General features: G+C 59.9%; 12 protein-coding genes. 3 read left to right on the plus strand and 9 right to left on the minus strand.

Annotation, left to right across the window (positions count from 1 at the left end):
• On the plus strand, positions 1–1,768 hold a 1,768-nt coding region (locus ACDZ94_RS26965), incomplete at its 5' end, for an RHS repeat domain-containing protein (protein ID WP_432751900.1).
• A 2-nt stretch (positions 1,769–1,770) separates the two neighbouring features.
• Entirely contained in the window at positions 1,771–2,190 is a 420-nt protein-coding gene (locus tag ACDZ94_RS26970; protein ID WP_064451890.1) for a hypothetical protein, read from the plus strand.
• A 134-nt stretch (positions 2,191–2,324) separates the two neighbouring features.
• On the opposite strand, the gene ACDZ94_RS26975 is transcribed toward ACDZ94_RS26970, so the two are convergent.
• The 5 genes from ACDZ94_RS26975 to ACDZ94_RS26995 all read right to left on the minus strand — a co-directional run bounded on the left by ACDZ94_RS26975 (position 2,325) and on the right by ACDZ94_RS26995 (position 6,510).
• Positions 2,325–3,554: a M20/M25/M40 family metallo-hydrolase gene (locus ACDZ94_RS26975; RefSeq protein ID WP_407017178.1), complete on the minus strand. Its 1,230-nt coding sequence runs from the start codon at positions 3,552–3,554 to the stop codon at positions 2,325–2,327.
• A 48-nt stretch (positions 3,555–3,602) separates the two neighbouring features.
• On the minus strand, positions 3,603–4,661 hold the full coding sequence (locus tag ACDZ94_RS26980) for a diguanylate cyclase (protein ID WP_064451888.1): 1,059 nt from the start codon (positions 4,659–4,661) through the stop codon (positions 3,603–3,605).
• Between the two features lie 89 nt (positions 4,662–4,750).
• Positions 4,751–5,383 (minus strand): LysE family translocator, encoded by a 633-nt coding sequence (locus tag ACDZ94_RS26985; RefSeq protein ID WP_064451887.1) that lies wholly within the window; start codon positions 5,381–5,383, stop codon positions 4,751–4,753.
• Positions 5,384–5,448: 65 nt separating this feature from the next.
• Positions 5,449–6,318, minus strand: a complete 870-nt coding sequence (locus ACDZ94_RS26990) for a sugar phosphate isomerase/epimerase family protein (RefSeq protein ID WP_432751901.1) — start codon at positions 6,316–6,318, stop codon at positions 5,449–5,451.
• A 27-nt stretch (positions 6,319–6,345) separates the two neighbouring features.
• Complete coding sequence (locus ACDZ94_RS26995) at positions 6,346–6,510, minus strand: rubredoxin (protein WP_016968943.1); 165 nt, start codon at positions 6,508–6,510, stop codon at positions 6,346–6,348.
• Between the two features lie 158 nt (positions 6,511–6,668).
• Here ACDZ94_RS26995 and ACDZ94_RS27000 point away from each other — a divergent pair, with 158 nt between their 5' ends.
• The gene (locus tag ACDZ94_RS27000) at positions 6,669–8,081 is read left to right on the plus strand and encodes a PLP-dependent aminotransferase family protein (RefSeq protein ID WP_432751902.1); all 1,413 of its coding nucleotides are present in this window, start codon (positions 6,669–6,671) and stop codon (positions 8,079–8,081) included.
• A gap of 21 nt (positions 8,082–8,102) precedes the next feature.
• On the opposite strand, the gene ACDZ94_RS27005 is transcribed toward ACDZ94_RS27000, so the two are convergent.
• From ACDZ94_RS27005 to ACDZ94_RS27020, 4 genes are read right to left on the minus strand one after another with little or no spacing between them, the layout of a single operon-like run.
• Positions 8,103–8,768 (minus strand): methionine ABC transporter permease, encoded by a 666-nt coding sequence (locus ACDZ94_RS27005; protein ID WP_262667571.1) that lies wholly within the window; start codon positions 8,766–8,768, stop codon positions 8,103–8,105.
• The gene (locus ACDZ94_RS27010) at positions 8,765–9,511 is read right to left on the minus strand and encodes a methionine ABC transporter ATP-binding protein (protein WP_082895865.1); all 747 of its coding nucleotides are present in this window, start codon (positions 9,509–9,511) and stop codon (positions 8,765–8,767) included. The genes ACDZ94_RS27005 and ACDZ94_RS27010 overlap by 4 nt, the downstream gene beginning before the upstream one ends.
• Positions 9,508–10,302, minus strand: a complete 795-nt coding sequence (locus ACDZ94_RS27015; RefSeq protein WP_064454910.1) for a MetQ/NlpA family ABC transporter substrate-binding protein — start codon at positions 10,300–10,302, stop codon at positions 9,508–9,510. The genes ACDZ94_RS27010 and ACDZ94_RS27015 overlap by 4 nt, the downstream gene beginning before the upstream one ends.
• A 13-nt stretch (positions 10,303–10,315) precedes the next feature.
• Positions 10,316–11,347, minus strand: coding sequence for an isopenicillin N synthase family dioxygenase (locus ACDZ94_RS27020; RefSeq protein WP_064451883.1), 1,032 nt, complete (start codon positions 11,345–11,347; stop codon positions 10,316–10,318).
• Positions 11,348–11,399: the final 52 nt, after the last annotated feature.

The following is an 11,399-nucleotide window of genomic DNA, read 5'->3' on the forward strand; positions in this document are numbered from 1 at the left end:
CGTCGACGACGGCCACTGGGCGCTAGCCTACGAATACGACAGCCAAAACCGCCTCACCGCCGAACACCAAGGCTGGGGCACCTTGCGCTACGGTTACGACGCCTGCGGCCAGCTGCAAAACCTGCGCCTGCCGGATAACAACCGCCTGACCTTCAACCACGACAAAGGCGGCCACCTTTCCACCGTTGAACTGAATGGTGAAACGCTCACTTCTCACCTGTTCAAAACCGGTCGCGAGCGCCAGCGCCAACAAGGCCAGCTCCTCAGCCATTACCACTACGACGAGCAAAACCGGCTGCACACCCATGCTGTCAGCCAACAGCAACACACCCTCTACCAGCGCCACTACGACTACGACAAAACCGGCAACCTAATCCGCCTGCTCGACACCCGTAAAGGCCAACACGACTACCACTACGACCCCCTCGCCCGCCTGACCCGCGCCGATCACTCTCAAGACGTGCAAGAACGCTTCGGCCACGACCCGGCAGGCAACCTGCTGATGCAGGATCGACCCGGCCCGGACATCGTTGCCGGCAACCGCCTGATGATCCAGGGCGATCATCATTACGACTATGACGCCTTTGGCAACCTGATCCGCCAAAGACGCGGTAAGGGTCACCAACTTGTCACCGAATATCGATACGACTGCCAGCATCGGCTGATCGGCATTACCCAGCCGAACGGGAAAACAGCCAGCTATCGCTATGACCCGTTTGGGCGGCGGATCAGCAAAACCGTCGACGACATCACCACAGAGTTTTTTTGGCAAGGCGACAAGCTGGTTGCCGAGCATCACGCGGATCGCCATCGCAGTTACATCTACGAACCGGACAGTTTTAGGCCTTTGGCACTGCTGGAAGGCTTTGGTCCAAAAGACACCCAGCCCTTCCACTACCAACTCGACCACCTCGGCACCCCACAGGAACTCACCGCCCCCGACGGCAAAATCGTCTGGTCGGCGCACTACCGCGCCTACGGCGAGGTTGCCCGACTCGATATCAGCAAAATCGACAACCCGCTACGCTTCCAAGGCCAATACTTCGACCCGGAAAGCGGGCTGCACTACAACCGCCATCGCTACTACAATCCGGATATTGGTCGTTACCTGACGCCTGACCCGGTGAAGCTGGCGGGTGGGATCAACGGATACCAATACGTGCCCAACCCTACGGGGTGGGTAGATCCTCTGGGCTTAAACACCTGCCCAGGCGGCGATGGATGTAAGCCAGTAACCGGCCTCGAAAATCCAATCGGAAAGGCACAAGTAAATGAGCGACAACCAACTGCACCTCAAACCTCGCGGGAACAGCGACGTGAACGCATAGAGGTTTTAACAGAGGCTAATGCGAAGCGTCGAATTTTGGAGTACGAAGCACAGTACGACACGCACATGGTTGGTAAGCACGGGCCAGAGGTTGATGACTCCAAAGTGAGTCGGCGCTCAATAGATGGGAAGGACCCAATAACAGGTAAATTTCCGCTTAAAAAAAAGGGGGTTCCTAGCTCGCAATTTAACAGTTGGAAATTACAACTACAGGCATGGACGAAGGCAACCTCAAGAGTTGAAAGAGGACTTCCCCGCTACACAGGTGTGGATGACAATAAGAACGACATCGTACGTTTAGAGCTGCCAGGCGCAGGGCGCGGCTACAGGCCAAACAAGAAGGATGCGAACAATCCAACGTTCAATCCTTCGATGAATGGTGCCGAGATGAAATTCCGTGAAGACGGCACGCCTTTTACTCTGTTTCCGATCAAGGAATAAAAATGCTATTTCACCCATTTTCCGAGCACATACCTTTTGATGCGAGCTTGTATTATTTCGTAGGAGTTTTTGACATTTACGACAGAGAGGAAACCAAGGGAGCAGAGCTTCACGCCTATGACCCCAACGACAAAAAAGATAGAGAAAATCTAATTCTCAAATATTGCCTGGATCCATACAACAAGCTTTCCTATCGCCACCGATACAAATTAATGGAAAACCTGGACGCCGCATTAAATACAGAAAACTTTGATTTTCATTGTTTTTTTGAGGATGACCCAGATAAATATTCAACGATGGCATGGGACGAAACAGAAATAGTTGACCCTCAAAGCTTTTTTGCCGACATCTACCGATTAGCCAACGAGGTTTGGAAAGACGACCTCCAAAGAGCCAGTCTCGAAGACCCATCCACATGGTAAGAACACCACTTGCCTCACTGACAACCCCAACCCTGTGGCGAGCGAGCTTGCTCGCGTTGGGTTGCGCAGCGGTCACAATAAGCCAGCTGGCCAGAGAATCGGGCTCACCGGAATGAGTGAGCCCTGCAATCAAATCAGCGCTTGGAAAGCTCCATAATCATCCGGCTCAACAGATAAATCCGCGGCGCCACACTCTCCACCTCGGCATATTCCTCCGGCGTATGAATATTCCCGCCCACGATCCCAAACCCATCCAACGTCGGCGTCCCCACCCCAGCCGACAAACTCGCATCCGCCGCCCCGCCGCTGCCTTCAACCGTCAACTTACGCCCCAGCTCCCCATAAATCCCCTGGGCAATGGCGACCAACTTGTCCGATTCCGGCGTTTGCGGCATGGGTGGCAGGCCTCGCAGCAAGCTGGTCTTCACTTCGGTTTCGGGGATCAACTTATTCGCTGAAACGCGCGCCAGGTCTTTCTCGATTCGATCAAACTCCTCCGGCAACGCTGCGCGTACATCCGCCTTGGCGGTGGCTTGGTCGGGGATGACGTTGGTGCGGTCACCGGCCTTGATGACCGTGAAGTTGATGGTGGTTTTCTTTTCTTCATCGCCCAGTTTGCCCAGTTGCAAAATCTGGTGCGCCGCTTCCATGGCGGCGTTGCGGCCCAGTTCCGGGGCGACGCCGGCGTGGGCGGCTTTGCCTTTGACTTCGACCACGGCGGTGGCGCTGCCTTTGCGCCATACCACCAGGCCGTCGGCTGGGCGGCCGGGTTCGAGGTTCAGGGTAACGTCGTGGCCTTTGGCGGTGTTGCGGATCAGCTCGGAGGCGGCCTCGGAGCCGGTTTCTTCGCTGGCGTCGAGTAGGAAGGTGATTTGTGCGTAGTCCTTGAAGCCCTGGTTTTTCAGGACTTTCAGCGCGTAGATGCCGGCGACGATGCCGCCCTTGTCGTCCATCACGCCGGGGCCATAAGCGCGACCGTCCTTGATGTGGAACGGGCGTTCGGCGGCCGAGCCTTCCTTGAACACGGTGTCCATGTGGGCCATCAGCAGGATCCTGGCTTTACCGGTGCCCTTGAGGGTGGCGATCACATGGCTGTTGTTGGCGGCCTTGTCCGGCACCAGTTCGATGCTGAAACCGAGCTGTTTCAATTCATCGACGGCGATGTCGCGCACTTGGGTCAGGCCGGGCTCGTAGCCAGAACCCGAATCAATATTCACCAGGCGCTCCAACAGTTTCAGGGCCTCGGCCTTGTACTGCTCGGAATCCGCCTGGATCTGTTTGTGGGGTTCGGCGCTGTAGGCCGGCATTGCGAAGGACAAGGCCAGGGTCGCGGCCAGGAGGGTACGGGAGAAGGAAAAGAGCATGGACCGATCCTTGTTTTTTGTTGGGAGGGGCTGCGACACCCTACCCCACTAAACCGACCGCAACCAACTCCCCTGCACTGAGCTGACCCGGTTACGCCCGCTGCTCTTGGCTTCATACAAGGCCTGGTCGGCGTCGTTGAGCCAACTGGTGGAATCGGCGTGGGCCGCTTGATACGGTGCCAGGCCGATGCTCAAGCTGGCGCGCAGGGTCGGGTCCTGCGCATACGCTAGCGCACTGAAGCGATCGCGCAAGGCATCCATCACTTCTGTAGCGCGATTGAGTGGCATATCCGGCAGAATCACACAAAACTCATCGCCGCCATAACGCCCGGCCAGGTCGGAGGTCCGCAGGTTCTGGCGCAGGACTTTACTCAATTGGCGCAGCACGATGTCGCCAGTGACATGGCCGTAGGTATCGTTGATGGTCTTGAAATGGTCAATGTCGATCAGCGCAATGGCCGCGCCTACCTGCTCGCGGCGGCAGCGCTGAAACTCGATTTCCAGTTGGTCTTTCCAGGCACCGTGGTTGAGCAGGCCGGACAGGCTGTCCGTGCGGCTCAACGCCAGCAACTCGCGTTTGTGTCGGGCCAGGGTCACGGCCTGGCGATAGCAGATCCAACCCAGCGCCAGGGGATACAGCATGAGGATCGGCAGGCACGCATACAGCTGGATCTCGGTCGTCACGGCGATAAACGCCGGACCAAACATCAGCAACGACAGGCCAATACCCAACCCCTGCGCGACCCAACCGGCCAACATAAAGCGAAACCCGCCGATGGCGACGTTGTTCATGGTCATCATCGACACGGTGGTGACGCTGGGCAGCGGGTTGAAGTGCATGGCGCCGACCCAGAACCCGCCGCAAAAGGAGTCGAACAGCAGGTTGCGGCGTTCGCTGCGCAGTGAATTGCTCACGCGGCGCGACCATTGATAGGCGAGGTGCGGCCAGACAAAGGCGTTGATCACCATCCACACCCACACCCACGCCGGTGGGTGTAGGGGATACATACCAAACACCACGCACACGAAGCCGAGCGTCAGCCCCAGTGCACGTGATTTATACAACCGTGAAGCGAGCGGAAGTCCTTTTCCTCCGGCAGCTGACATGGTCGGGTGTAATCCTGGATGAATGCCTGGAGTCTATCAGGGCAACGGCAAATCGCCACTACCGCTCATAAGGCTGTAGATCAGGCCATTCAGTGCGAAAAACCGCGCGCCAGCATCAACGCCACACCCAGTAGCAACACCGCCGTGACTCGCTGCAACAACACCCGGCGCTTGGGGTTTTCCAGTACGTGCTTGATGCGCTGGCCGAAATAGCAGTACAGGCAACCGCTGGCAAATTGCAGCGTCAGAAAAGTTAACCCCAGGATCGCGATATCCGCCGATGAGCTGTGCTCACCTGACCCGGCAAACTGCGGGAACACCGCGCTGAACATGATGATGGTCTTGGGGTTGGAAAACCCGGTCAGCAAGCCTTTGCCGAACAGGCTGCGCGAGCCCTCCACGGCACCGTCCTTGTTGATCGCGACGCCGCTGCTGGTCCACTGCTTGTAGGCCAGGTAGAGAATGTAGGCCACGCCGACAAACTGGATGGTCTGGGTAATGGCGAGGTTACCCTTGATCAACTCCGAAAAGCCTACGGCAAAGATCAGGATCGAAATCAGATAGGACACCGTGGCGCCGATCTGCGCCGGGATCGAGCTGCGCAGGCCGTCTTTCAAGCCCAGGCTCAAGAGCAGCAAAGTCATGGGGCCGGGGCTGAAGGTCATGGTGGCGCAAAACAGCAGAAAGTAGAGAAACGAAGACAGCGTTAACGCAGTTGTCATGGTCCGGGACCTTGGATTGAAAAAAACAACGGGGCGGGCCACGCAAGCGCCCGCCCCTGGGCCCATCAGGCGACCGCGATTTCGGTCGTCAGGGATTCGCGGTACATCAGCGCCAGGTCAGCCAGGGCAGCTTTGGCGGTCTGGTTGCGGGTTTCGAACGCCACCAGGCCTTTCCAATTGGTTTCGACGATGGCCTGCATCACGTCGGCGTAGTCACAGTTGCCGTCATGAATGCCGAAGTGCTGGTCTTGCACGCCGTTGTTGTTGCTGAAGGAAATGCCCTTGATGAGGTGGTGATACTTGCGCACCACTTCCGCCGGCAGGCCGTTTTCGATGTTGGCGTGGCCGGCATCCAGGAAGAAGTACACGTTGCTGTGCGCTTGCAGGCGCTCGAATACAAAGGCGTATTCGGCTTCATGGGTAAAGATGTAGTGGAACGGCCGGTAATTGACGTAGTTGGACAGGTTCTCCAGGTAGATATCCGTGCCCTTGGCCTCGGCGTAACTTGCCAGTTCCTGTACCGACTTGAGGTAGTGCTCCAGGGCAACCTTCTTGGCCATCAGCACCATTTTCGGCTCGACGATGCAGCCACCGTGAATGATCAACGGCGCGCCCAAACGGCTGGCGATGTCGATCTCTTTTTTCACGTACTCCACGGCCGCCACACGGAACGCCTCGACGTCACTGCCCAATGGCGCCTTGAAGTTGCCGTGGAATATTGGCTTAACACCGGTCGCCTCGATGTGCGCCTGCAGGCTGACGATGCGTGCCTCGGTCCAGTCGTCGACCATTTCACCAAACAGGCTGCCGTCGATGTACCAGTGGGTGCAGTCGCCTTCGACAGCGGTTTGCAGGCCTTTTTCGGCGCCGAGGTATTTCTGGTGAGCCACACCGGTACAGAACGGCACGGTGGGGTTGATCAGTTTGTTGTCCATGGAGCGATTCCTTTCGTTGATGGAGGGTTAAAGTTCGATGGCCATGAAGTCGGCCTTGGTCACGCCGCAATCGGGGCATGTCCAGTCTTCAGGCACCTCTTCCCAAGGGGTGCCTGCCGGGATTCCGTCCTCCGGAATGCCCAATTCTTCTACGTACATAAAGCCGCAGGGTGCGCACATATAAGTCTTCATAAGGATGCGAAATCCATTGCTCGCCTGTAGGGAATGTCGCCAACTCCTGGCGAGATGGCGCGCAGTCTAGGGGAGCGGCATTGCACAAGGCAGGTAAAGTGATGCCTAATCCGGCCTAACTTCACCGGTAAAAGCACCGGCAAAGACAAGGAAGGTTTATGTTTGTATCCGCCATCGCCTTTGTGGAAGGCACACCCAAGGTCCAGCAGATCGTCGCGGCGTTCAGCCAGGCCATCGAGAGCGGTGAATGGGCGCCCGGCAGCAAGTTGCCATCGGTGAGTGAGTTGACCCAGAGCCTGGGTGTGAGCAAGTTCACCCTCAATGAGGCGCTGGACCGTCTGCGCGGGCGCAACCTGCTGACCTCAAGCCAGGGGCGCGGCTACTTTGTGGCGATGGAAACCGCCCACCCGACTTCGGCGACCTGGGTCGACCTGCTGCCCCAGGACCTGCTCAGCGTGTTGCGGCGCCCGCTGGTCACCGTCAGCGGCGAACTGCGCCCCGGTGGCGGCCACTTGCCGGAGGAGTGGCTGAACGGCGAAGCCATCCGCCAAACCCTGCGCAGCGTGGTGCGCGCGCCGTCGTTGCGCATCGCCGGGCTGGGCACGCCGGCCGGGCTGTTGCCCTTGCGCCAGGCCCTGCAACAGAAACTGCACGCCGAAGGCCTGTCGGTGCCGGTCGAGCAAATCATCACCACCCCCAACACCGTGCAGGGCCTGGACATGCTGATGCGCCTGCTCGCACGCCCCGGCGACACGGTGCTGCTGGACGCGCCGTGTTACTTCAACTTCCACGCCAACCTGGCCCTGCACGGCGTCAAAGTGGTGACTATCCAGCGCCGCCCCGACGGCTTTGACTTCACCGCCCTCGAACAGCTGCTGGCCGAGCACCGCCCCAGCCTGTATCTCACCACCAGCGTGCTGCATAACCCCACCGGCCATTCGTTCAGCCCCAGCCAGGCGTTTCGCCTGCTGCAACTGACCCAGCAGTACCACTGCCATATTGTCGAAGATGACCTCTACGGCGACTTGCACCCCAACCCGCCGCCCCGACTGGCCACCCTGGCGGGTCTGAACCAGGTCACCTACCTGTCGGGGTTCTCCAAGATCCTCAGCGCCAACACGCGCGTCAGCTATGTGGTGGCCGCGCCGCAACTGGCCGCCAACCTGACCAACATGAAGTTGATGAGCGGCGGCGTGACCTCGGAGCTGTTCGAACAGATCGTCTATCGCATGCTCAGCGAAGGCAGCTACGCCAAACACCGCAAGCGCATGGTGCAACGGTTGATGGAATCGGGTGGGCGCGTCGAGCAGTGGCTCAAGCGCTGCGGCTGCGAATTGCCGATGGCCTATGAAGGCGGCATGTTTATCTGGGCGCGCCTGCCAGCGGGCGTAAACGGCGAGTTGCTGGCCCAGGAGGCATTGAAACGCAGCATGGTATTGGCGCCGGGTGCGCTGTTCGGCTATGACCCCGCTCACCTCAACTCGATGCGCTTCAATGTGGCCCACAGTGATGAGCCACGCGCGCAGCGGGTGTTCGAGGCGCTGCTGCTCAAGGCCGTGCGCGCCCCTTGACCCGCTGCAAACCGATCACGTTTAGCGACGATGCGCCAACGACCTCACACAGCGATCCCCCAGGCTTTGCACGCCCTGCACCAGCACCACCAACACGATGACCGTCACCACCATGATCTGGTTGTTGAAACGCTGGTAGCCATACCGTATCGCCAAGTCGCCGAGGCCACCGCCGCCGATCACGCCGGCCATGGAGGAAAAGCCGATCAGCATCACCAACGTCAACGTCACCCCGGCCACCAGCGCCGGCAAGGCTTCGGGCAGCAGGACTTTTAGAATCACGTGGCGGATATCACCGCCCATGGCCACGATGGCCTCGATGCGGCCCTTGTCCACTTCATCCAGGGCGTTCTCGACGATGCGCGCAAAAAACGGAAAGGCGCCGATGGTGATCGGCACGACCGCCGCCGTGCTGCCCAGCGTCGTGCCGACGATCAAGCGTGTCAGCGGAATCAACGCAATCAACATCACCACAAAGGGCAATGAACGCCCCAGGTTGATCACCCCGCCCAACACACGGTTGAGCCGTGGCAGTGGGAACAGGCCACCGCGTCGGCTGATAAACAGCACCACGCCCAGCGGCAGGCCGATCAACAGTGTGAATAACCCCGCCAGCAGCACCATGTAGAGGGTTTCGCCTGTTGCATTGAGCAACAATTGAAGCACGTCGTTCCAGTCAGTTTTCATACGGCCCGCACCACTTGCAGGCTGGGCGCCAGCGAGCGGCCCAAGCGCGATGCCGGGTCAGCCTGCAATTGCAGCAAGGTGCCGCTCTCTACCACGCGGCCCTGCGCCAGGGACACCGCGCTGTCGCAGATGGCCTTGACCACCTCCAGTTCGTGGGTAATCAACACGATGGTCACCCCCAGCTGTCGGTTGATGTCGCGCAACAGCTCAAGGATCGACGCGGTGGTTTCCGGGTCAAGGGCGCTGGTGGCCTCATCCGACAGCAAATACGCCGGGCGCGCCGCCAACGCGCGGGCAATACCCACCCGTTGTTTTTGCCCGCCAGACAATTGCGAAGGAAATGCCTGGGCCTTGTCGCCGAGCCCTACCAGCGCCAGCAACTCGGCCACCCGCGCCGCTCGCTCAGCCTTGGGCACCTTGGCGATTTCCAGCGGCACGGCCACGTTATCCGCCACGTTGCGCGAATGCAGCAGGTTGAAGCCCTGGAAGATCATGCCGATGCGCTGGCGTTGCTCGCGCAATTGCTTGTCGCTCAGTTGGGTCAGGTCCTGACCATCCAGCAGGATGCGCCCGCTGGTTGGCCGCTCCAGCAAATTGAGGCAGCGCAGCAAGGTGCTTTTGCCCGCCCCGCTGCGGCCGACGATGCCGAAGATCGACCCGTCGGCAATCTGCAAAGACACGTTATCCAGCGCCGCCGGCTGGCCACCGGCGTAGGTTTTGCTGACCCCTTCGACGACGATCATTCGGCCGCCACCGGGATCACCGAACCGGCATATTTTTCGCTGATGAACTGGGCAACTTGCGGTGAACGCAGGTCCTTGGCGAGCTGCTTGATACGCGGGTCGTCCGCCAACCTGGGCGTGGTCACGAGGATATTCGCGTAGGGGTTGCCCTCGGCCTTTTCCAACCCCAAGGCATCTTTGGCCGGCACCAACCCGGCCTCCAGCGCGAAGTTGCCATTGATCACCGCCAGGTCCACATCGTCCAATGCACGAGGGATTTGCGGCGATTCGATTTCCAGGATCTTCAGGTGCCTGGGGTTCTCGGCAATGTCCTTGGGCGTGGCCTGGTCCTTGGACGCATCATTGAAACCTGGCTTGAGTGTTATCAGGCCATTGGCTTGCAGCAGGTAGAGCGCGCGGCTGAGGTTGGTGACGTTGTTCGGCACGGCCACGGTGCCTTTATCCGGCACCTGGGCGAGGCTGGTATGGCGATGGGAATAGATGCCCAACGGTTCGATATGCACGGTGGCCGCCACTGCGAACTTCTGCCCGAGGGCCTGCTCCTGTGAGTTGAGATACGGCAGGTGCTGGAAGTAATTGGCGTCCACATCACCGTGGGCCAGCAACTCGTTGGAGTTCACGCCGCTGGGGATCTCGATGATTTTCAGGTTCAGGCTCGGGTCAAGCTTCTGCACGTATTCGAGGATCTGTGCATGGGGAATCGGGTCGGCGGCGACGCGCAACGCATCGGCGGCCGACACACTGAATGAGGCCAGCAACGCCGCCAGGGTAAGTGCGGTGGTTTTCAATATCGTGATCTCCTGATCAGGCGGACAGTGCTTGGGGAAGTGTGGCGTCGGCGTAAAAACGTTGGGCGACATCAGGGTGCGAACGCAGGCGGCCCTTGAGGTAATTCCAGCCGACATCGCGCAGCAGCGGGTTACGCGGGTCGCTGGCCGGGCCATGTGCATCACGCAGCAGTTCCGGCGCCAATGGGTACACCGGCACCACCGCATCCAGCTGTGCGCCGAGGAAAAACGCCAGGGACAAGCGCTCGCTGCCCACCGGCGGCGAGACCACCCGGTGCACGGTGGCGCGCAGATAGCCGTTGCTGGCCAACTCAAGCAATTCGCCGATATTGACCACCAGCGTACCGGGGCGCGGCGCGGCGTCGATCCAACGGCCCTCCTCCACTTCCACCTGCAAACCGGCTTGCTGGTCTTGCAGCAAGAAGCTCAGGAAGCCGGAGTCCTTGTGCGCACCTACGCCCTGGCGACTTTGTTGTGCATGACGACCGGGGTAGCGGATCAGCTTGATGTGTTCGTTGGGTGTGCTGCCGTACAGCGCGTCAAACGCATTCTCGGGCAGCGACAGCGCCTGGGCGAAGGCGCGCAGCAGGCGCAACGACATCTGCGTCATCGCTTGCTGCCAGGCCAGCACCCGAGGCTTGAGCTCGGGCAAAGCGGCCGGCCATTGGTTCGGACCTTGCAGGCGCGCCCAGGCGGCCGGGTATTGTTCTGCATCCAGGGGCTCGCGCTCGGCGCCGACGTCGAACTGTTCGCGCAGGTCGGGCTGGCCCCGGGTGATCTCCGAAGCGGCGCGGTTGTAACCGCGAAAGTGCGGGGAGTTGAGCATGCCGACCGCGCGTTTATCGGCGTCGGGCAAGGCGAAAAATGCGCGTGCCTGCTGCTGCACCTGGCTCAACAGCGCCGGGTCGATCCCGTGCCCCGTGAGGTAGAAAAACCCGATATGCCGCGCGGCAGATCGCAGCTCATCAAGGAACTTGCCGCGCTGCTGCGGGCTGCCGTCGAGCTGTGACAGGTCCAGCAACGGCAACGTGGTAATTGATTGCAGCATCAAAGGCTCACTCCATGAACGTCTTGGGTTGGAGCGACCAAGCTAAACGATC

The sequence above is a fragment of the Pseudomonas sp. UBT genome (assembly GCF_050915955.1).
GTDB classification, from domain to species: domain Bacteria; phylum Pseudomonadota; class Gammaproteobacteria; order Pseudomonadales; family Pseudomonadaceae; genus Aquipseudomonas; species Aquipseudomonas antarctica_A.

What these genes read in the sequence shown, in the direction of transcription:
- ACDZ94_RS26970 (WP_064451890.1), top strand. Translation starts at nt 1,771, where the DNA reads ATGCTATTTCACCCATTTTCCGAGCACATACCTTTTGATGCGAGCTTG.
- ACDZ94_RS26975 (WP_407017178.1), bottom strand. Translation starts at nt 3,554, where the DNA reads ATGCTCTTTTCCTTCTCCCGTACCCTCCTGGCCGCGACCCTGGCCTTG.
- ACDZ94_RS26980 (WP_064451888.1), bottom strand. Translation starts at nt 4,661, where the DNA reads ATGTCAGCTGCCGGAGGAAAAGGACTTCCGCTCGCTTCACGGTTGTAT.
- ACDZ94_RS26985 (WP_064451887.1), bottom strand. Translation starts at nt 5,383, where the DNA reads ATGACAACTGCGTTAACGCTGTCTTCGTTTCTCTACTTTCTGCTGTTT.
- ACDZ94_RS26990 (WP_432751901.1), bottom strand. Translation starts at nt 6,318, where the DNA reads ATGGACAACAAACTGATCAACCCCACCGTGCCGTTCTGTACCGGTGTG.
- ACDZ94_RS26995 (WP_016968943.1), bottom strand. Translation starts at nt 6,510, where the DNA reads ATGAAGACTTATATGTGCGCACCCTGCGGCTTTATGTACGTAGAAGAA.
- ACDZ94_RS27000 (WP_432751902.1), top strand. Translation starts at nt 6,669, where the DNA reads ATGTTTGTATCCGCCATCGCCTTTGTGGAAGGCACACCCAAGGTCCAG.
- ACDZ94_RS27005 (WP_262667571.1), bottom strand. Translation starts at nt 8,768, where the DNA reads ATGAAAACTGACTGGAACGACGTGCTTCAATTGTTGCTCAATGCAACA.
- ACDZ94_RS27010 (WP_082895865.1), bottom strand. Translation starts at nt 9,511, where the DNA reads ATGATCGTCGTCGAAGGGGTCAGCAAAACCTACGCCGGTGGCCAGCCG.
- ACDZ94_RS27020 (WP_064451883.1), bottom strand. Translation starts at nt 11,347, where the DNA reads ATGCTGCAATCAATTACCACGTTGCCGTTGCTGGACCTGTCACAGCTC.